Consider the following 17,975-nt stretch of genomic DNA (forward strand, 5'->3'; position numbering starts at 1 on the left):
CGCCCTGGCACGATGCCTCCGCGCCCGCCCTGGGTGCCGCAGGCGGACGCGCAGGTCGCCGGCCCCCCGATACCGCGCTCCGCTGCGCACCCCGGCATGCACGCGCCCGGGAACCAGTCCCCCGGCATGCACGCACCCGGGTTGCAGGCCCCTCGCACAGCGGCTCCGACGCCGGGTCAACCGGTTGCCGGGCATCTTGCGCCCGGCCATCCGGTACTCGGTCGATCGCAGGGCGGCCGACCGGCTCCCTCTCCGGCCCGCACCGACCGGAGCGTGCTGTACCCCAATCTCCTCCTCGGCGTCGCCTGCCTCTTCGTCCTCGCGGCCGCGGTCGTGTTCGCCGGGATCAGCCAGTCGGCGGTGCTGCGGGCCGTGAGCATCTGGGCCGTCGCGCTCCTCGCCTACGGTGCGGGTCTGCTCCTCCACGGCCTGGCACCGCGCCTGCGCCCGATCGGCATCGCGCTCACCGGGCTCGGCCTCGCGCTCGTCCCGATCGCCGGCGGGCTGCTCGGCGGGCTGTCGCTGACGAGCCCGTCGCTGGCGTGGTTCATCTCCTCCGCCGTCGGGGCGCTCTGCTACGGCTTCGCCGCCTTCCGGCTGCGCTCGGCGCTCATCACCTGGTTCGGACTGCTCTTCGTCCTCTCCCTCGTGCTGTCGATGATGGCCCTGACGCCCGCCCCGACGGTCTGGTACTTCTGCGCTCTCGTGCTCGCCGCCACGGCATTCGCCGTCGCCGCCCGGCTGCTCACCGGCCGGGTCCACCCTGCGTTCGTCCTGCCGCACCTGGTGCTCGGGGAGGTCGTCGCGCCGGCGGCGGTGGTCGCCTCCGTCTTCATCGATCCGTTCCCGAGCGCGTGGGCCTGGGCCGCACTGTTCGCTGTGCTCGGCGTCCACTACCTCGTCGGGGCGTGGTGCCTGGGCTCGACGGTCCGCGGTCCGATCGCCCGGCTGGCGCTCTCGACCTCCCTCATCTGGGCCGTCGGCGCGACCATCGGCAGCCTCTGGCCGGACCAGCCCCCGGCGACCCAGGCGGGCACCATGGTGCTCACCGCCCTGGCCCTGTCCACCGGGTTCCTCGGGGAGGCCCTGCTCCACCGCCGTCGCACCCTCGCCACCTGGTTCGTACTCGGAGTCGCCGCCGGAATCGGGCTCATCGCCACGCTCGTCTCGCCGTTCTCACTGGCCTCGCCCCTGGTGCGGCCGCTCGCCGGCGGCACGATCGCCCTCACCGTGCTCCTCGTGGTGCTGCTCGTCGTCTGCGCGCTGCGTTTCGACCTCCCCCCGGCGCGTGCCGGAGCGGTGGCGCTCGGCTGCACCCTGGGCCCCTGGGCAGCCGCCGCACTCGGCGTGAGCGACGCCGAGGTGTCCCCCTCGAGCGGGGCTCCGTACCTCTTCCTCATGGTGGGTCTCGTCCTCGTGCTCGCCGCGGACGGCGCGGGCGCGGCGTGGATCACCTCGAAGCGCGGGCGGCATCTGCTCCACCTCCGCCGCTCCGCCCCGCTGCTGTCGGCGGTGACGAGCGGCACTCTGCTCGCCCCCGCGTTCGGCGCGCCCGATGCCGGACACCCGCTCCTCGCGTTCGGCGGCTACCTCGTCCTGCTCCTGGCGCTGTGCGCCGCCGCCTGGGCGGTTCGCTCCGCGCTCCTCCTCACCGGCGCGATCCCGCTCGTCACCGCAGCAGCACTCACCGTGGCCTCGTCGTACGGGGCGGACGGCCTGCGCATGACCGCCCCGGTCCCGAACGACGTCGTGCGCCTGGGGCTCACCGTCGCGCTGCTCGGCGGAGTCGTCGTCGCGGAGGTCCTGCTGCTGCGGGCCGGACGCCGCTGGCGCGCCCGCTACGCCGGGACCATGGCCCTGCTCCTCGCCGGTGCCGTCGCCCTCGACGTCCTCGTCCCCGTGTTCCCCGCTCCGGACAGCGACCTCGGCCTCGGGGTGCTCGCCCTCGGCGCCGTCGGCGGCCTGCTCCTGCTCCACGCGGTGGTGGTCTTCGGCCACCGGATGCGGCCCCGCGCCCCGGGCAGCCGACACGCGCCTCCCGGTCTCGGTTCGACCGCAGTCTGGGTGGGCCTCGGTGCGCTCACCGTCCTCACCGTGTTCCGGGCCGGCCAGGCGTCCACGCTGTTCGCCGTGATCACCTGTGTGCTGCTCGCCGCCGCCGGGGCACACGCGACCCTCGTGCACCGGAACCAGTGGCTGCTGCTCCCGGTCGCCGCGGCCTCGGCCATCGCAGTCATCAAGCTCTCCGGTCTGCCGTTCGACGACGGGGCGCTCCGGACCGTCGTCTCCGCCTGGGTCGTCTGGGCCCTGTGGTACGGGTGCTACTGGGCGCTCACCTCGGCCGGGAAGCCGGCGACGGCTCCGCTGGCGGTCGCGTTCGCGGCCGCTGTCACCGCGATCGTCGCGACCCCGCTGCTCGACGTCGAGGTCACCTGGCTCAACTCCGTCACGCAGCTCGCCGTCGGCGTCTCGGTGACGATCCCCGCACTCATGCTCGCCCTCCTCACCGCACGGGTCAGGGACACAACCATCCGCCGGATCCTGCCCGAATGCGCTTCGTTCGTCGGCGCCATCGGCCTCATGGTCGCCGCCCACGGCGTCGTGTCCACCGCTCTCGTCGTCAATCTCCACTTCCTCGCCGCGGTCGCCTGGCTCTGGGCGTGGCTGGCCGACCGGCGCGGCGACGCACCCGTCGGCGGCACCCTGCGCCGGGTGATCTCCGCGGCCGCGGTGAGCCTCACCGGCGTGTACGCCGGGCTCGTCGACGGAGGCTGGTACACGGTGCTGTTCCTCGTCGACCACGTCGCGCTGCTCGTCTACGGTGCGGTCCGCTCGCGGGCCTGGGCACTGTGGTGGGGTCTCGGCGCCTCGGTCGCGGCGATCGTGTGGTTCCTCCGCGATCTCGTCTGGCTCGCTCTCATCGTCCTCGCGCTCGTGCTCATCGGCGTCGTGGTGTGGCTCCTGCTCCGCAAGCCGCAGGACCAGACCCGGGGCGGGCAGCAGGCGCCGAGGCCGGGCGGGTCTGTCGGTCCGGAGGGGCCGGGTTACCCCCGGGGTCCGGGATACTCGCGAGCGCCTGGGGCGCCGGGACCGGGATTCCGGCAGACAGAGCCTCGGGTCCCGCAGGCAGGGCCTCGGGTCCCGCAGGCAGGGCCGGGGGTGCCGCAGGCAGGGCCGGGGGTGCCGCAGACAGTGCCGAGGGTCCCGCAGGCAGTGCCGGGGGTGCCGCAGGCAGGGCCGGGGGTGCCGGGACCGCGCAGCGCTGCGGAAGCGGCACCACGTCCACCGGTTCCGCCGCACGCCCGACCCGGCGGCATACCCGGAACGAGCCCGGGCGGCCCTGCCCCGAACGGTCCGGCCCAGACGCCGTACCCCGGTTCCGGCGGACGCCCGGAGCAGCCGTCTCCGTGGGGGCCACCGGGTCGGGCCGGTCGGCCCGATGAGCAGTGGTCGCCACGGCCGCAGCAGCCCCGCCCGCCCGGGCCGCCGCACACTCCAGGACCTCCGCACAGCTCCGAACCCCCTCCACCCGGCCCACCGGCCCCACCCGGGCCTCCCCCACCGAACAGGAGCCCGCATGGTTGAGATCTACGTGTTCACCTCGGACCCGGTGCAGCTCAACTCGTACCTCGTCGTCGGCACCGAGCGGGCACTCGTCGTCGATACCGGCGCCGGACCTGCCCAGGCAGGATCCATCCTCGCGGCGTTCCGTGCCCTCACCGATCTGCCGCTCGCCGTGGTCAACACCCACGACCACTGGGACCACTTCTTCGGCAATGCCGCATTCGCCGCGGACGGGGTCGACGATTTCCTCGCCTCCCCCGGATTCGTCCGCGATCACCGGGCCTCGGCGTGGATCCAGCTCGAAGCCGTCCCCCTCGAGCACGAGCCGGACCTGCCCACGCCGGAGGACCTCCTCGTCCCCGTGACGGCGGTCGACACCGGTGAGACGCTGTCGCTGGGCGACTGCACGGTCGAGTTCCTCCCGCTCGGCGGGCACACCGAGTCCGACCTCGTCATCCTGTGCGAGGACGTCGCGCTCGTCGGGGATCTCGTCGAAGAGGGTGCGCCGCCTCAGTTCGGCGACGATGCGCTCCCGGCGCGGTGGGCCGAATCGCTCGAGACCCTGCTCGCTCTCCCGCAGCCGCAGGTATTCGCGCCCGGGCACGGTCAGCCCGTCGACCGTACGTTCCTCGCCGCCCAACTCGGGGACATCGCAGCGGTGGCAGAGAGCGACTCCACTGCCGAGGTGCCATCCCGGACCGCTCCCCCGTTCACCTGGGTGGGCACCGGGGCAGGCTCCCACCTGCCGGCCGGGGTGCGCCGGCTGCGCTGAAGCAGCGGTGTGCCGGTCGCTTCGTCAGCGCGCTTCGACCCGCTGATGGTCGCAGGCACCGGACCCCGATCGAGTACTCCAGGGATCCTCGGGGTGAGCCCGGGCCGGCCGGGGTCCTGCAGGGTCACGGGCGCGGCGCCCCGGTTTCCGGCGGGAACGCGGACGCGCTGCCCGGCTCCTCGTCCGGGCGGAACACCGCCTGCTCGTCGAACAGGCCGCGCAGCGACGCTGCGACCTCCTCGACCACCGGGTACGCCTGCCCGTCGCGGCTGCAGTTGTTCCGGCCTTCGATCACGTGGAGGCGGTCGTCCCCGACCCACACCTCGAGCGTGGTCGACTTCGTCCCGGCCGGGACCGGATGGCCGCCGCAGGTCTGATCGCTGCCCACGGCACGCTCGGCGGCGGCGATCGCGTCCGCCCAGGTGTCGGGATCCATCTCCACGCGCGACTGCCCGATGTGGGACCCATAGGCGGAGACGGTGATGCCTGCGGCGCTCGGATCCGCGTCGAGCCGGTAGCTCCGGTGGTAACGGGGCGGGACCGAGGAGTCGCGGTGGATGATCCGCAGCGCTGTCTCCGCGGGGTCGAGCGGCGACGGGGCCGGCTGCGGGGCGCCCGACTCCGTCGACGGGCCGACCGTGGGGTCCGGAGTGGGGCGAGGGTCGGGGACGAATCCGCAGGCACTGAGGCAGAGGATGGCGAGCGCCACCGTGCCGAGGGCGGGGGCGCCCCGGCGGCGGTGGCCGCGCGAGACCGTGGCACCTCGGCCGGCTGCGGCGCCGCGGTGAGCGAGGGCACCCGAGGGGGCAGCGGCACCACGGCCGCGGGAGCTTCTGCGAGCACGGGATCGGTTCATACGATCACGGTAGAGCCCGCGGCGATCCCGGATGTGGCGGACGCGTGCCGGTCCGGACACACCGGATACCGCGCACCGGACCCCCGCACACCGGGACCGCCGGGGCGGTCGCCGCGGCGTTGAGATTGCAGATTCTCGCGGAATCGCTCTCAGGAACCTACAAAAATTGAGGGGTGAATGCACGGGACCCCGCTGCCACGGGGGCAGCGGGGTCCGGTGCTGGATACGCTCCGCTCACGGTCCGATCGCTCGGACCGCGGCGGATCGGATCACTTGAGGGAGACGGTGGCGCCGGCGGCCTCGAGGGCCTCCTTGGCCTTCTCCGCGGTCTCCTTGTTGACGCCCTCGAGGACGGCCTTGGGAGCGCCGTCGACGAGCTCCTTGGCCTCCTTGAGGCCGAGCGAGGTCAGTCCGCGGACCTCCTTGATGACCGGGACCTTCTTCTCGCCGCCGGACTCGAGGATGACGTCGAACTCATCCTTCTCCTCGGCGGCGGCCTCGCCACCGGCACCGCCGGCAGCAGGGGCGGCGGCAGCGGCGACCGGAGCGGCGGCCTCGACCTCGAAGGTCTCTTCGAACTGCTTGACGAAGTCGGAGAGTTCGATCAGGGAGAGCTCTTTGAACGCTTCGATGAGCTCTTCGGGGGTGAGCTTAGCCATGGTGGCTATGTCCTTCCTTACATGGCTGACGATCGCAGCCGGGGTGGTTTACAGGGGTGAAACTCAGGCGTCCTCGGTCGCGGCGGCCTCGGAGCCGGCGTTCTTCTCGCGAAGAGCGTCGACGGTCCGGACGGTCTTGACCAGCGGGGCGGTGAACATGTAGGCGGCCTTGTAGAGGCTGCCCTTCATGGCACCGGCTGCCTTCGCAAGCAGCACCTCGCGGGATTCGAGGTCGGCGAGTTTCGTGATCTCGTCAGCGGTCAGCGGCTTCCCCTCGAGGTAGCCTGCCTTGATGACCAGCTGCGGATTCGCCTTGGCGAAGTCACGCAGCGCCTTCGCGGCCTCGGACGGTTCGCCGGTGATGAAGGCAATGGCGGAGGGTCCGTTGAGGAGTCCGTCGAATGCCTCGATGCCGGCTTCCTTGGCAGCGATAGCGGTGAGCGTATTCTTCACCACGGCGTAGCTTGCCGTCTCACCGAGTGCTACGCGCAGGTCTTTCATCTGCGCGACGGTGAGACCGCGGTACTCGGTCAGCACTGCAGCCGGGGAGTTCTCGAGCAACTGCTTGAGCTCCGCAACTGCCGCTGCCTTGTCAGGCCTCGCCATGGTATTCCTTTCGTACGATGTCGGTGCCGAGAACACGAAAAAGCGCTCCGCGCAGAATGCACGGAACGCTGCGACTGCGGATGCGAACATCCTGATCATCGTTCTCATGACACCTGCGCTGGTCACTCTCTGCGAGTCTTCGCCAGTGGGCACGATCATCCGATTCCGGATGAGGTGATTCCCACGGGGACCGACGGTCTTGGGCAGTCTTCATGCTAGTGCACGCGGCCCCGGACTCCAAATCCGCGGCTGGGCCGGGGCCGCGACGGGGCCGCGGCCGGGCCGCCCGGGGAGACCTGTAGCCTGGGGCGGTGGAAGAGATCGGTACATGGGTGGCAGGCTTCGCCGGAACGCTCGCGGTGTACCCCATCGCCGCATTCGTCAATGCGATCGCCGGCATCGTCCCGCCGATCCCCTCGACGGCTCTGTTCGTGGGCCTCGGCGCGCTCAATGCCACGAACGGCGAGCCGTCCTTCCTGGGACTCGTCCTCGCGATGATCGCCGGTTCGATCGCCGGGGACCTCGTCCTCTATGCGGTCGCCTCCCGCTTCGACTTCCGGCGGTGGCCGCTCCTGTCCTCCCCCCGCGCGCAGCGCAGGCTCGACCGGATCGAGGACCGGCTCACCGACGAAGCGCTCGAGGTGCTCGTCATCTCCCGATTCATCCCCCTCGGGCGCACCGCCGTGTCGCTGCTCGCCGGCGCCGGCCGGATGCCGCTGCGCGACTTCACCGGTGCGTTGACGACTGCCTCGGTCCTCTGGGCCCTGTACTCCGTGGGCTTCGGCTGGGTCACCGCACGGTGGATCCCGGTCCCGACGATCGTCGCGGTGATCATCGCGATCGTGCTGTCGATCGTGCTCGGGTTCGCGATCTCGCGCCTCGGCGACTGGTGGATCGAGCGCCGCGCCGACGACTGAGCGCCGCGCCGCCTCACCACCCCGGTCAGGGCAGCGGGCCGGCCCGTACCGCGCCCACGGTCACGGCCTCGCCGACGGCTGGCCGCACCTCGGCGGACCCTTCCAGTGCATCGGACGCGCACCATCGAGCGCAGAACGATCACTGGTGTGTGAATACGCCACCGGCGGGGTGCGGACGGATCCGCACCCCGCCGGTGGCGGCGGTTCAGCGCTGCGTCAGGGGCGCAGGGCGTTCGCGTCGACGGGCACGCCCGGACCGTTGGTGGTCGAGATCGTGGCCTTCGAGATGTAGCGGCCCTTCGAGGAGGACGGCTTGAGACGGAGCACCTCTTCGAGCGCGGCGTCGAAGTTCTCCTGGAGCTTCTCCTGGTCGAACGACGCCTTGCCGATGATGAAGTGGAGGTTCGAGTGCTTGTCCACCCGGAACTCGATCTTTCCGCCCTTGATGTCCTGGACGGCCTTGGCCACGTCCATGGTCACCGTGCCGGTCTTGGGGTTCGGCATGAGGCCGCGGGGACCGAGCACCTTGCCCAGGCGTCCGACCTTGCCCATCATGTCCGGGGTGGCGACGGCCGCGTCGAACGCGGTGAACCCGCCGGCCACCTTCTCGAGCAGGTCATCGGAGCCGACGTAATCGGCACCTGCTTCACGGGCAGCCTCTGCACGGTCGCCGGCGGCGAACACCAGGACCGTGGCGGTCTTGCCGGTGCCGTGCGGGAGGTTGACGGTGCCGCGCACCATCTGGTCCGCCTTGCGCGGGTCGACGCCCAGGCGGAACGCGACCTCGACGGTCGCGTCGAACTTCGACACCGAGGTGTCCTTGGCCAGGGCGATCGCCTGTGCCGGATCGTAGAACGTGTCTGCCGCGATCTTCTCCGCGGCGGCCCTGTAGGCCTTCGAGCGCTGTGCCATCTGCTTCTCTCCTTGCAGTCGTGGTCCGGGCCGCGCAGGCCCTGCCACTGGTGGGGTCCGATCCGAGAGGATCAGGCCTTGATGTCGGTGGTGATGCCCATCGAACGAGCGGTGCCCGCGATGATCTTCGAGGCGGCCTCGATATCGTTGGCGTTGAGGTCGGGCATCTTCGTCTCGGCGATCTCGCGCACCTGGTCGGCGCTCAGGTGAGCGACCTTGTCGGTGTGCGGGGTGGCCGAACCGGACTTGACGCCCGCAGCCTTCTTGATGAGCTCTGCGGCCGGCGGGGTCTTGGTGATGAAGGTGAACGAGCGATCCTCGTACACCGTGATCTCCACCGGGACCACGTTCCCGCGCTGGTTCTCCGTCGCGGCGTTGTACGCCTTGCAGAACTCCATGATGTTGACGCCGTGCTGACCAAGCGCCGGGCCGATCGGAGGCGCCGGGTTGGCGGCACCTGCCTGGATCTGGAGCTTGATCAGACCGGTGACCTTCTTCTTGGGAGGCATGTTTCGGTCCTTTTCTGTTTCGTCGGCCCCGCAGCCGAGTGCTGCAGGGCAGGTGATCGCCGAAGCCGATGAGAAACGGCAATCAAACCACACCATTGTTCCACGGAACGCCCGTCGGCGCGAATCCGCGCGCTGGGACCTGGAACGCGGCAGGCGCCCGGACCGTGCCGAGCGCCTGCCGCGGTGAGGGCTGGGGTGTGCTGATCAGATCTTGGCGACCTGCTCGAAGCCGAGCTCGACAGGCACGTCGCGCTCGAAGATCGAGAGCAGCACGGTGAGCTTCTGCGATTCGGGGCGGATCTCCTGCACGGTGGCGGGGTGGCCCTCGAAGGAGCCCTCCTTGACCATGACGGACTCGCCGACCTCGAACTCGACGGAGATCGGGGTGCCGGCCTGGGAGCCGCCGCCGGCGCCCGCCTCGGCCTGGGCCTTCGCCTGCTGCTCCTCGAACACGGGAGCGAGCATGGAGAACACCTCGTCGAGGCGCAGCGGGACGGGGTCGTAGGCGTTCCCGACGAACCCGGTGACGCCCGGGGTGTGGCGCACCACGCCCCAGCTCTCGTCGGTGAGGTCCATGCGGACGAGCACGTAGCCGGGGATCCGCACGCGGCGGATCTGCTTGCGCTGACCGTTCTTGATCTCCACGACGTCTTCCATGGGGACCTGGATCTCGAAGATGTGCGCCTCCATGTCGAGGCTGACGATCCGGTTCTCGAGGTTCGCCTTCACCCGGTTCTCGTAGCCGGCGTACGAGTGGATGACGTACCAGTCACCCTCTTTCATCCGCAGCTCGGCCTTGAACTCCTCGGCCGGGTCGACCTCGTCCTCGTCCGCGGCATCCGCGCCCTCGGACTCGGCGGCCTGTTCCTCACCGGCCTGCTCGCCGGTCTCGGCTGCGCCGTCGGCAGGTGCCTCGGTCGCATCGGCAGGGGCGTCCGCGGAATCGGCGGTCGCCTCGGCGGGGGCGTCCTGCACGGGGTCGACGGGGTCGACGGTCTCAGCACCCTCGGTCGCGGCGTCGGCGGTCTCAGGGGTCTCTGCGGGGTCGACCGTGGCGGTCTGCTCCTCGGCAGGGGCCGCCTGCGGCTCGACTGCTTCGACGTTCTCGGTTTTCGGGGTGTTGTCCGACACCAGTTCTCCTTGTGAGTGAGTGGTTGGCGTGCGCCAGGGCTGCGCGGTCCGCGCGCTGTTGAGGTGCGGTGGGCGGCTCACCAGAGCGGCCAGAGGGGGCTTCCTGCGAAGACGGTCCCGGCGAGCTTGCCGAAGATGAAATCGAGTGCCGTCACCAGCAGCATCATCACGACGACGAAGGCGAGCACCACGAGGGTGTAGTTGATGAGTTCTTTGCGGGTCGGGGTGACGACCTTCTTGAGCTCGGCCACGACCTCGCGGAAGAATTGGAGCAGGCCGCCGAACAGCCCGCGCTTCTTCTGGTCCGCGGAGCGCTCTCTCCGAGCCCCCGAGGCCTTTGCAGGTGTGTCTGCCACGCATCCTCACTCGGTCGTCGTTGAAATGGTCCTGTGCCGCCGAGCCGGATCGTCGAACCGACCGGCGAAGCCTGAGCAGGGGTGACAGGACTCGAACCTGCAACCTACGGTTTTGGAGACCGTTGCGCTACCAATTGCGCCACACCCCTTCGGCGTGGAGGGGCACCCCCGTGAAGCGGAGGGCCCACCGCCAAGGCACGAGCATACAGTCTCCGCCGCCTCGCCGTCGAACCGGGCCGGTCCCGAGGCCGAGGCGCCCGCCGCCGGCCGGTCGCTGCCCGTCGGCACCCTCCTCACGGCCCGCCGTCCGCCTGCGCCTCGGCCTCGGGGTCCTCGGCCGGCGCCCAGGGGCCGGGCCGGGGCACGGTCTCGCGGGCGGAGAAGGTCACCCCGGCATCCATGTCCACGGTGACGACCTGGAGGTCGAGCGGCGCCCCGGTGTCCGCGTCGAAGCGGATGATGCTGAGCTCGGCGGGCATCTTGAGCGGGCCGGGGGTGAGAGCGTCGGCGAGCGCCCCACCGGTCGTCGAGCTGACGTAGCGGATGCCCCGCGCAAAGGGCTCGGGGCCGACCCGGCGGTGCCAGTGGCCGCTGAGCGCGAACGGCACGCACCCGGTCTCGAGCGCCGGCTGGGCGTGCCGGGGGTCGTGGATGAGGGTGATGTCGGCCTCGGCCCCGCACGCCTCGGCGGCCATCCGTGCGCCGAACTCCGCGGCGGTCTCCCCGGTCTCGAGCACCGGCTCGGAGACGCCGAACACCGTCCGCCGCGGGTCCGGACCGCCGTGGATCCGCAGCCCCGCGACCTCGACGGTGCCGTCGGCGAGCACCGTCCAGCCGGTGCTCGCCGCGTGCCGAGCGGTGTCGAGGGAGTCGTGGTTGCCCTTGATGAGTACGCGCGGCAGCCGGTCCGGCAGCTGGTGGGCGAGCGCGTCGACGCAGTAGTTCTCCGCCGGGGTGCCCGTCATGGTGATGTCGCCGCCGTCGAGGTAGAGGTCGGCCCCGGTGCGCACGACCACGTCCCCGACGACCCGGGCCATGCCGACGTTGCAGTGGAGGTCGGAGCCGAGCACCGCGGTGACGACCTCGCCGCTGTGTCCGCCGGTCCGCGGGTCCGGCGGCGGGACGAGCGCGGCGGCCGCCGACCAGCGGGCGTCGAACGGGCGCTCGGTCCAGGCGGTGTCGAGCGCGGCCAGCGCCTGGTCGTAGAACGCGTCGTTGTCCTCGATGAATCCGTCGACCAGCCCCACCGCCTCGTCGATCACCCCGGACAGCCGACCGGTGACCTCCGCCCCGGCCAGCGGGGTGCCGGCGAAGGCGGGGTTGGCGGTGATGGGCTGCGGGCGCTGGATCGGCACGAGGAGCACGGCGAGCAGGCACGCGAGCGCGGTGCCGGAGGCGAGTCCGGCGGTGGTGCGGCGCCGCGAGCGCGGCGTGCTGCGGTCCGGCGGCCCGCGCATCACGACGACGACGCCGATGAGGGCGGCGAGCCCGAGCCCGGCCCCGGCCTCCCTGGCGAGGGCGTCGGCGGCGAGTCCGCGGGCGACGATCCGGAACTGCGCCTCGGGTGAGGAGAAGAACGTCGCGTACGCGGACACGTCCTCCCCGAGCGCATCGAGGGTGGTGCCGCCGAGTGCCGACTCCGCCGGGATCTCGCCGACGTCGATGCGCGCGCCGAGGCCGAACGGGAGCAGCTCGGCCGCCGGCATCCGCACGCTGCCGAGCGCCCCGAGGTCGATCGTCACCGCGGCATCCGTGGTGAGCGAGTACTCGGCCATGTGCGGGCCGAAGTTCGCCTCGGTCCGGGCGGTGAGCACGGCCCACGGCGCGACGAGCAGCAGGCAGGCGAGGACGACCCCGAGGCCCGGCAGCACACGGAACAGGGTGCGGGCGAGTGCGCGCGGCTCGTCGAATCGGCGCGTCCGCCGCCCCGGGCGCCCACCGGGAGGGGTCCGGGTGAGGAGAGGGCTCATGCGTCCAGGCTGCACCCGATGAGGTTGGGCTCCGGCTCCAGCGTGATCCCGTACGCCTCGCGCACCCCGGCGCGCACGTGCCGGGCGAGCTCGAGGATGTCCGCAGCGCGGGCATCGCCGCGGTTGGTGAGGGCGAGCGTGTGCTTCTGCGACAGGGTGGCACGCTCCCCCAGCCCGAATCCGCGGCCGAACCCGGCCCGGTCGATGAGCCATGCCGCCGAGGTCTTGACCAGGCGCGGGTCGCGGGCGCCGGTCACCGGGTCGGTGACGGGGTACACGGGTGCGTCGGCGGGGAGTGCGGCGTCAGCCGGCAGGATCGGGTTGGTGAAGAAGGAGCCGGCGGACCAGGTGTCGTGGTCGGCGTCGTCGAGCACCATGCCCTTGGAGGCGCGCAGCGCGAGGACCGCCTCGCGCACCTCGCGGGTGTCGACCTGCTCACCGAGGTCGACCTCGAGCGCGCGGGCGAGCTGCGTATAGCGCACCGGGGCGGACAGCCGGGACACGCCGAGCCGGAAGGTCACGGCGAGCACGACGAACTGCACCGCCCCGGTGTTCGCCGCGGTGCGCTTGAGGCGCGAGGTGCGATAGCCGAACTCGAGGTCGGTGCGGTCGAGGCGCAGCTCGTCGCCGCTCATCCGGTCGAACACGAGCACCGATTCGATCGACTCGGCGACCTCCGCCCCGTAGGCGCCGACGTTCTGCACCGGGGTGGCGCCGACGGTGCCGGGGATCCCGGAGAGCGCCTCGAGACCGGTGAGGCCCCGAGCGAGGGTGTCGGCGACGAACGCGTCCCAGTTCTCGCCCGCCTCGACGGTGAGGAGCCGTTCGTCGGGGGTGACCTCGTGCATCTGCACCCCGGTGGAGCGGATGAGGCAGACGGGTCCGGAGAACCCCGCGTCGCCGATGAGGAGGTTCGAGCCGCCGGCGACGAACAGCACGTCCGGGCGCGGCCCGCCGGCCTGCAGCGGGTGGGCGGCGCAGAACTCGGCCAGCGCCTCCCGGGTGGGCGCCTCGGTGACGGTGTCGGCCGGCCCACCCACGCGGAAGGTCGTGAGCTCGGCGAGGTTCACGAGAGGCGGACCTTGACCTGGGTCCGGCCGAGCACCTTCGTGCCGCCGGAGGTCACCTCGACGTCGAGGCGGGCGATGCCGGCCTCGGTGTCGACGTCGCCGACGGAGGCCGTCATCTCGAGCGAGGTCGTCGGGGTGTCCGGCGCGCCGGATTCCGCATCGGGCACGACGACCGGGGAGGTGAACCGGGTGCGGTAGTCGACGATGGCACCGGGGTCCACCGCCCATTCGGCGATCCGGGAGACCACGGAGCCCATGGTGAGCATGCCGTGGGCGATGACGTTCTCGAGGCCCACCTCGCGGGCGAAACGCTCGTTCCAGTGGATGTGGTTGTAGTCGCCCGAGGCGCCGGCGTAGCGGACGAGGTCCGCGCGGGACAGCGGGATGCTCGCGGTGACGACGGTGCGCCCGACCTGGAGGTCGGCGAGCTTGGGGGCGATGTCGGACGGCGAGGGGCGGTACTCCTCGCGCGGAACTCCGGTGGGCTGGTCGCTCATGCGTCCTCTCCTCTCACGACGATGGTCGAGACCACGGTGGCGACGGGCTCGTCGCCGTCCGCGGTGGTGAGCTCGGTGCGGGTGGTGATCATCGCGTGGCCGCCGGCCTCGCGGATGCCGTCGACGTGGCAGGTCGCCGCGAGCACGTCCCCGGCGACGATCGGACGGGTGTAGGTGAACTGCTCCGAGCCGTGGACCACCCGGGCGAAGTCGATGCCGGCGTCGGGCCGGGTGATGTAGAGCGCCTCGGTGCGCTGGGCGGGGATCACCGCGAAGGTGGGCGGGGCGACGACGTCGGAGTAGCCGAACTGCGCCGCGGACTCCGGATCGAAGTGGGACCGGCTGTTCGCACCGGTGGCACGGGCGAACTGGGCGATCGCCTCGCGAGTGACCTCGAACGGTTGCGCGAGCGGATAGCTCGAGCCCTGCAGCTCCGTGTTCACTGCCATGCTGCTCCTCCTGGGGGTCTGGCCCGCCGCGCCGGCAGGTGCATCCTGCCGGCCGACGGTGTCGGTCCTGGCAGTCTATCGGCGGACGGCCCCGCCTTCATGCCGGACGGGCCCCGCCGCCGGGTCGAACGGGTCAGGAGGAGCGGCGGGCGCCCACCTGCATGATCGCGACGGCGTAGTCGGCGAGGTCGGCGGCGGCGGTCTCCGGGCTCACCGGGCCGCTCGGGTCGTACCACTGGGCGAGGGAGGTGCACATGTTCGCCACAACACGGCAGGCGATCTTGAGGTCGGGGACGGAGAACACGCCCGATTCCACCCCGGCCGCGGCCTCCTCGTCGATGACGTGCTGGACGGACCGGCGCAGCTCGGCGATCCGGGTCCGGTGCGGCTCCTCGACGCTGCGCATCTCGCTCGCACCGATGAACGCCTTGCTCCGCGCGGTCGCATGGTAGTAGGCGAGCGCCTCGACGACGGCGGCGAAGCGCTCCTCCGGCGGGCGGTCCGCGACCTTCGCACGCACCCCGTCCACACCCTCGATGAGGTTCGACATCGTCGTGTCGAGGATCGCGACGAGCATCTGCTGCTTGCTCTCGTAGTAGTGGTAGACGCCGGCGACGCTCACCCCGGCCTCCTGCGCGATCTGCCGCATCGAGGTGCCGTGGTAGCCCCAGCGGTTGAAGCACGTGATGGCGGCCTCGAGCACCTTGGGCAGGGTGTCGTCGTGCCTGCTGCTCGTGCGGGATCCGCCGCCGGCGGACACGGCGGAGCCGGAGACCAGGGCGTCGAGCTCGATGTCGAGGGCCGCGGCGATGTCGGTGAGCCGGTCGACGGTGATGGACACCTTGTCGCGCTCGATGAGGGACAGCGTCGCCGGGCTCACCCCGATCCGCGTGCTCACCTGCTCGAGGGTCAGGCCGGCGGCGTTGCGCGCCCCCCGGACGCGCCGCCCGAGCTCGCCGCTGTCCGCCGGAGCCGCAGTGTCTTTAGTCATGCTAAAAACCCTAACACTCGTGTGCCGCTCTCACTCCCCGCAGCTTCAAAAAAACTCGCACCCCGCATAGTCTGGGGGCCCGTTCGAGTTAGCGCTCGTTCGGATCTGTGAAGATGCAGTCGAAACGCGAAAGGCAATGACGCCATGACCAACGTTTCTGACCTGACTGAGATTCTCGCCGACGCCCCGAAGAACTGGGGCAAGTGGGGCCCTGACGATGAGATCGGCTCCCTCAACTACCTCACCAAGGACGAAGTCCTCCGCGGCGTTCGCAGCGTCGTCTCGGGCGAGGTCCACACTCTGCAGCGGCTGATCGGCGACCCTAAGGGGGACCCGGTCTTCCCCGGCCGCGAGCCGGCCCAGCGGGAGATGATCCTCGACGAGTCGACCTGGGACGGGGAGGACGCCCCGCAGTTCCCGGGCGGTCTGCACTACGCGGATGACAAGCTCCTCGCGTTCCTCCAGGGCTCCACACAGTACGACGCGCTCGGACACGTGTGGTACGACGGGCAGCTGTGGAACGGGTACGACGCACGCACCACCATCGGAGGAATGGAGAAGGCGAGCGTCGAACCGATCGGTGATCGTGGCGTGGTCGGTCGCGGCGTCCTCCTCGACATGGCACGGCATTTCGGGGTCGACTCGATCGAATCCCGGCGCACCTTCGGCCGCGACGACCTGTTGGAATGCGCAGAATCCCAGGGTGTGACGATCGAGAAGCACGACATCCTGGTCATCCGGACGAACCACCTCCAGCGCTTCTTCGACGAGGGGGACGCGTTCTACGAGGACTTCTGCGAACCCGGGCTCGCGTACTCCCCGGAACTCGTCGAGTGGTTCCACGACACCGAGATCCCGAACCTCGTGACCGACACGATCGCCAACGAGGTGACGACGGATCCGAACACCGGAGCATCCCTCATCCTCCACAACGCCCTCATGCGCAATCTCGGAGTGGTGTTCACCGAGATCTGCGACCTCGAGAAGCTCGCGGCCGCGTGCGCCGCCGACAACCGGTGGGATTTCCTCTACACCGCCGCCCCGATCAAGATCCACCGGGCGACGGGTTCACCGGTCAACCCCGTGGTGATCCGATGAAGCCGTTCTCCACTCCGATCGCCTCGCCGTACTCCACCGTCGTCGAGATGTGGCGGGCCGCGGTGGACGAGGCCGGCGACCGCCCCTTCCTCCACAGCTTCGACGCGACATGGACGTTCGCGGAGGTCGATGACCGGGCACGCACGTTCGCCGCTGAGCTGAGCCGTGCGGGAATCGGACCCGGCGACCGGGTCGCGCTGTACACGCAGAACGATCCGATCTTCGTCGTCGGCCTCATCGCCGCGCTCGAGGTCGGCGGGATCGCGGTGCCGATCAACCCGATGAACACGACCCGCGAGCTGCGCTATCAGCTCGAGGATTCGGGGGCGCGCGTCCTGGTCACGATCCCGAGCCTGTACCGCGCTGTGGCGCAGGACGTCGTCGGCGACACCGCCGTCGTCCTCACCGTCGTCGGTGGGCACACGCAGTGGACGCAGCAGGGCGAGGAGGTCGAGATCTCCGAGGCCCGGGTCGGCGAGGAGCTCGGTGCGGACGTCCTGTCGGCGGAGTCGATCTTCTCGCAGGAGCGGCGCGAGGAGTCCGTGCCTCCCGACATCTCCGCCGAGGACATCGCGGTCCTGACGTACACCTCGGGCACGACCGGGAAGCCGAAGGGCGCGCAGAACACCCACGGGAACCTCGTGTTCAACGCCGAGAGCTACCTCGAGATCACCGGGCTCGAACCGGGGCAGCCGGTGCTCGGGATCGCTCCGCTGTTCCACATCACCGGGATGGTCGGGCACGTCATGCTCGCCATCCGGGCCCGGAGCCCGCTCGTCCTCAGCCACCGGTTCCATCCTGCGGTCATGCTCGAGTCGATCCGCAGGCGGCGACCGGTCTTCGCCGTCGGCGCGATCACCGCGCTCATGGCGCTGGCCGACAGCCCGGCGCAGGAGGACGGCGACTTCGACTCCCTCACCACGATCTTCTCCGGAGGCGCCCCGATCGCCCCGGCGCTCGCGGACCGTCTCGAGGGGATCTTCGGGGCGTACGTCCACAACATCTACGGGATGAGCGAGACGTCCTCGCCGACGCACAGCGTCCCGCGAGGGGAGAAGGCTCCCGTCGATCCCACCTCGGGAGCCCTGTCCGTCGGTCAGCCGATCTACTGCACCCGGTCCCGGATCGTCGATGAGAACGGGGACGACTGCGAGCCGGGCGCGTACGGGGAGATCCTCAGCGCCGGACCGCAGATCACGTCCGGGTACTGGGAGAATCCGGACGCGACCGCACAGGCCTTCGACGGGGAGTTCCTGCGCACCGGGGACGTCGGCTTCGTCGACGAGGGCGGCTGGTTCTACCTCGTCGACCGGAAGAAGGACATGGTCAACGCCTCGGGGTACAAGGTGTGGCCCCGGGAGGTCGAGGACGTCCTCTACGGCCATCCGGCCGTCAGCGAGGCCGCCGTGGTCGGCGTCCCCGACCCGTACCGCGGAGAGACCGTCAAGGCCTTCGTCACCCTGAAGGCCGGCCACTCCACGGATGCGGACGAGCTCATCGAGCACTGCAGGTCGAACATGGCGGCGTACAAGTACCCGCGCCAGGTGGAGATCAGGGAGGAGATGCCCAAGACGGCCACCGGCAAGATCCTGCGGCGACAGCTGCGCGAGTGACGAGC

Annotated in this window: 17 protein-coding genes and 1 tRNA gene; 5 read left to right on the forward strand and 13 right to left on the reverse strand. The window is 71.0% G+C overall.

The window, feature by feature from the left end:
- Positions 1-273: 273 nt before the first annotated feature.
- Positions 274-3,585 carry a hypothetical protein gene (locus tag AB0I45_RS00480; protein ID WP_360315935.1) on the forward strand — a complete coding sequence of 1,104 codons (3,312 nt, stop codon included), beginning with the start codon at positions 274-276 and terminating at the stop codon, positions 3,583-3,585.
- Positions 3,578-4,336: an MBL fold metallo-hydrolase gene (locus tag AB0I45_RS00485; protein ID WP_360315943.1), complete on the forward strand. Its 759-nt coding sequence runs from the start codon at positions 3,578-3,580 to the stop codon at positions 4,334-4,336. Before AB0I45_RS00480 ends, AB0I45_RS00485 begins: the two co-directional genes overlap by 8 nt.
- A gap of 124 nt (positions 4,337-4,460) precedes the next feature.
- Here the strand turns inward: AB0I45_RS00485 and AB0I45_RS00490 are convergent, their stop codons facing one another.
- The 3 genes from AB0I45_RS00490 to rplJ form a co-directional block, all read right to left on the reverse strand.
- The gene (locus AB0I45_RS00490) at positions 4,461-5,192 is read right to left on the reverse strand and encodes a hypothetical protein (protein ID WP_360315946.1); all 732 of its coding nucleotides are present in this window, start codon (positions 5,190-5,192) and stop codon (positions 4,461-4,463) included.
- A 269-nt stretch (positions 5,193-5,461) separates the two neighbouring features.
- Entirely contained in the window at positions 5,462-5,851 is a 390-nt protein-coding gene (gene rplL / locus AB0I45_RS00495; protein ID WP_101652197.1) for a 50S ribosomal protein L7/L12, read from the reverse strand.
- Positions 5,852-5,914: 63 nt separating this feature from the next.
- Entirely contained in the window at positions 5,915-6,457 is a 543-nt protein-coding gene (gene rplJ / locus AB0I45_RS00500) for a 50S ribosomal protein L10 (protein ID WP_137320282.1), read from the reverse strand.
- Positions 6,458-6,768: 311 nt separating this feature from the next.
- On the opposite strand from rplJ, the gene AB0I45_RS00505 reads away from it, so the two are divergent.
- Positions 6,769-7,374: a DedA family protein gene (locus AB0I45_RS00505; RefSeq protein ID WP_360315949.1), complete on the forward strand. Its 606-nt coding sequence runs from the start codon at positions 6,769-6,771 to the stop codon at positions 7,372-7,374.
- Positions 7,375-7,590: 216 nt separating this feature from the next.
- On the opposite strand, the gene rplA is transcribed toward AB0I45_RS00505, so the two are convergent.
- The 10 genes from rplA to AB0I45_RS00555 all read right to left on the reverse strand — a co-directional run bounded on the left by rplA (position 7,591) and on the right by AB0I45_RS00555 (position 15,259).
- Positions 7,591-8,286 (reverse strand): 50S ribosomal protein L1, encoded by a 696-nt coding sequence (rplA, locus tag AB0I45_RS00510; protein WP_137317992.1) that lies wholly within the window; start codon positions 8,284-8,286, stop codon positions 7,591-7,593.
- Between the two features lie 71 nt (positions 8,287-8,357).
- A complete protein-coding gene (rplK, locus tag AB0I45_RS00515) occupies positions 8,358-8,795 on the reverse strand; it encodes a 50S ribosomal protein L11 (protein WP_137317993.1) in 438 nt (145 codons plus the stop codon).
- 204 nt (positions 8,796-8,999) lie between these two features.
- Positions 9,000-9,770 (reverse strand): transcription termination/antitermination protein NusG, encoded by a 771-nt coding sequence (nusG, locus tag AB0I45_RS00520; protein ID WP_360316409.1) that lies wholly within the window; start codon positions 9,768-9,770, stop codon positions 9,000-9,002.
- Positions 9,771-10,003: 233 nt separating this feature from the next.
- Positions 10,004-10,282, reverse strand: coding sequence for a preprotein translocase subunit SecE (gene secE / locus AB0I45_RS00525; RefSeq protein ID WP_247618298.1), 279 nt, complete (start codon positions 10,280-10,282; stop codon positions 10,004-10,006).
- Between the two features lie 76 nt (positions 10,283-10,358).
- A tRNA-Trp gene (locus tag AB0I45_RS00530) sits at positions 10,359-10,431 on the reverse strand.
- Between the two features lie 144 nt (positions 10,432-10,575).
- On the reverse strand, positions 10,576-12,252 hold the full coding sequence (locus AB0I45_RS00535; RefSeq protein WP_360315954.1) for a metallophosphoesterase: 1,677 nt from the start codon (positions 12,250-12,252) through the stop codon (positions 10,576-10,578).
- Positions 12,249-13,322, reverse strand: coding sequence for a UDP-N-acetylmuramate dehydrogenase (locus AB0I45_RS00540; RefSeq protein ID WP_360315957.1), 1,074 nt, complete (start codon positions 13,320-13,322; stop codon positions 12,249-12,251). The genes AB0I45_RS00535 and AB0I45_RS00540 overlap by 4 nt, the downstream gene beginning before the upstream one ends.
- Positions 13,319-13,819 (reverse strand): MaoC/PaaZ C-terminal domain-containing protein, encoded by a 501-nt coding sequence (locus AB0I45_RS00545; protein WP_360315960.1) that lies wholly within the window; start codon positions 13,817-13,819, stop codon positions 13,319-13,321. Before AB0I45_RS00545 ends, AB0I45_RS00540 begins: the two co-directional genes overlap by 4 nt.
- The gene (locus AB0I45_RS00550) at positions 13,816-14,268 is read right to left on the reverse strand and encodes a MaoC family dehydratase N-terminal domain-containing protein (protein WP_137317998.1); all 453 of its coding nucleotides are present in this window, start codon (positions 14,266-14,268) and stop codon (positions 13,816-13,818) included. The genes AB0I45_RS00545 and AB0I45_RS00550 overlap by 4 nt, the downstream gene beginning before the upstream one ends.
- Before the next feature lie 133 nt (positions 14,269-14,401).
- Positions 14,402-15,259 (reverse strand): TetR family transcriptional regulator, encoded by an 858-nt coding sequence (locus tag AB0I45_RS00555; protein WP_360315963.1) that lies wholly within the window; start codon positions 15,257-15,259, stop codon positions 14,402-14,404.
- 144 nt (positions 15,260-15,403) lie between these two features.
- Here AB0I45_RS00555 and AB0I45_RS00560 point away from each other — a divergent pair, with 144 nt between their 5' ends.
- The gene (locus tag AB0I45_RS00560) at positions 15,404-16,357 is read left to right on the forward strand and encodes a cyclase family protein (RefSeq protein WP_360315966.1); all 954 of its coding nucleotides are present in this window, start codon (positions 15,404-15,406) and stop codon (positions 16,355-16,357) included.
- Positions 16,354-17,970: an AMP-binding protein gene (locus AB0I45_RS00565; protein WP_360315969.1), complete on the forward strand. Its 1,617-nt coding sequence runs from the start codon at positions 16,354-16,356 to the stop codon at positions 17,968-17,970. Before AB0I45_RS00560 ends, AB0I45_RS00565 begins: the two co-directional genes overlap by 4 nt.
- Positions 17,971-17,975: the final 5 nt, after the last annotated feature.

The sequence above is a fragment of the Brevibacterium sp. NPDC049920 genome (assembly GCF_040656435.1).
GTDB classification, from domain to species: domain Bacteria; phylum Actinomycetota; class Actinomycetes; order Actinomycetales; family Brevibacteriaceae; genus Brevibacterium; species Brevibacterium pityocampae.

Excerpts from the sequence above, each read along its gene's own strand:
- AB0I45_RS00485 (WP_360315943.1), top strand. The coding sequence starts at position 3,578 with ATGGTTGAGATCTACGTGTTCACCTCGGACCCGGTGCAGCTCAACTCG.
- AB0I45_RS00545 (WP_360315960.1), bottom strand. The coding sequence starts at position 13,819 with ATGAGCGACCAGCCCACCGGAGTTCCGCGCGAGGAGTACCGCCCCTCG.
- rplK (WP_137317993.1), bottom strand. The coding sequence starts at position 8,795 with ATGCCTCCCAAGAAGAAGGTCACCGGTCTGATCAAGCTCCAGATCCAG.
- AB0I45_RS00565 (WP_360315969.1), top strand. The coding sequence starts at position 16,354 with ATGAAGCCGTTCTCCACTCCGATCGCCTCGCCGTACTCCACCGTCGTC.
- AB0I45_RS00560 (WP_360315966.1), top strand. The coding sequence starts at position 15,404 with ATGACCAACGTTTCTGACCTGACTGAGATTCTCGCCGACGCCCCGAAG.
- AB0I45_RS00535 (WP_360315954.1), bottom strand. The coding sequence starts at position 12,252 with ATGAGCCCTCTCCTCACCCGGACCCCTCCCGGTGGGCGCCCGGGGCGG.
- AB0I45_RS00550 (WP_137317998.1), bottom strand. The coding sequence starts at position 14,268 with ATGGCAGTGAACACGGAGCTGCAGGGCTCGAGCTATCCGCTCGCGCAA.
- AB0I45_RS00490 (WP_360315946.1), bottom strand. The coding sequence starts at position 5,192 with ATGAACCGATCCCGTGCTCGCAGAAGCTCCCGCGGCCGTGGTGCCGCT.
- rplJ (WP_137320282.1), bottom strand. The coding sequence starts at position 6,457 with ATGGCGAGGCCTGACAAGGCAGCGGCAGTTGCGGAGCTCAAGCAGTTG.
- AB0I45_RS00555 (WP_360315963.1), bottom strand. The coding sequence starts at position 15,259 with ATGACTAAAGACACTGCGGCTCCGGCGGACAGCGGCGAGCTCGGGCGG.
- rplL (WP_101652197.1), bottom strand. The coding sequence starts at position 5,851 with ATGGCTAAGCTCACCCCCGAAGAGCTCATCGAAGCGTTCAAAGAGCTC.
- rplA (WP_137317992.1), bottom strand. The coding sequence starts at position 8,286 with ATGGCACAGCGCTCGAAGGCCTACAGGGCCGCCGCGGAGAAGATCGCG.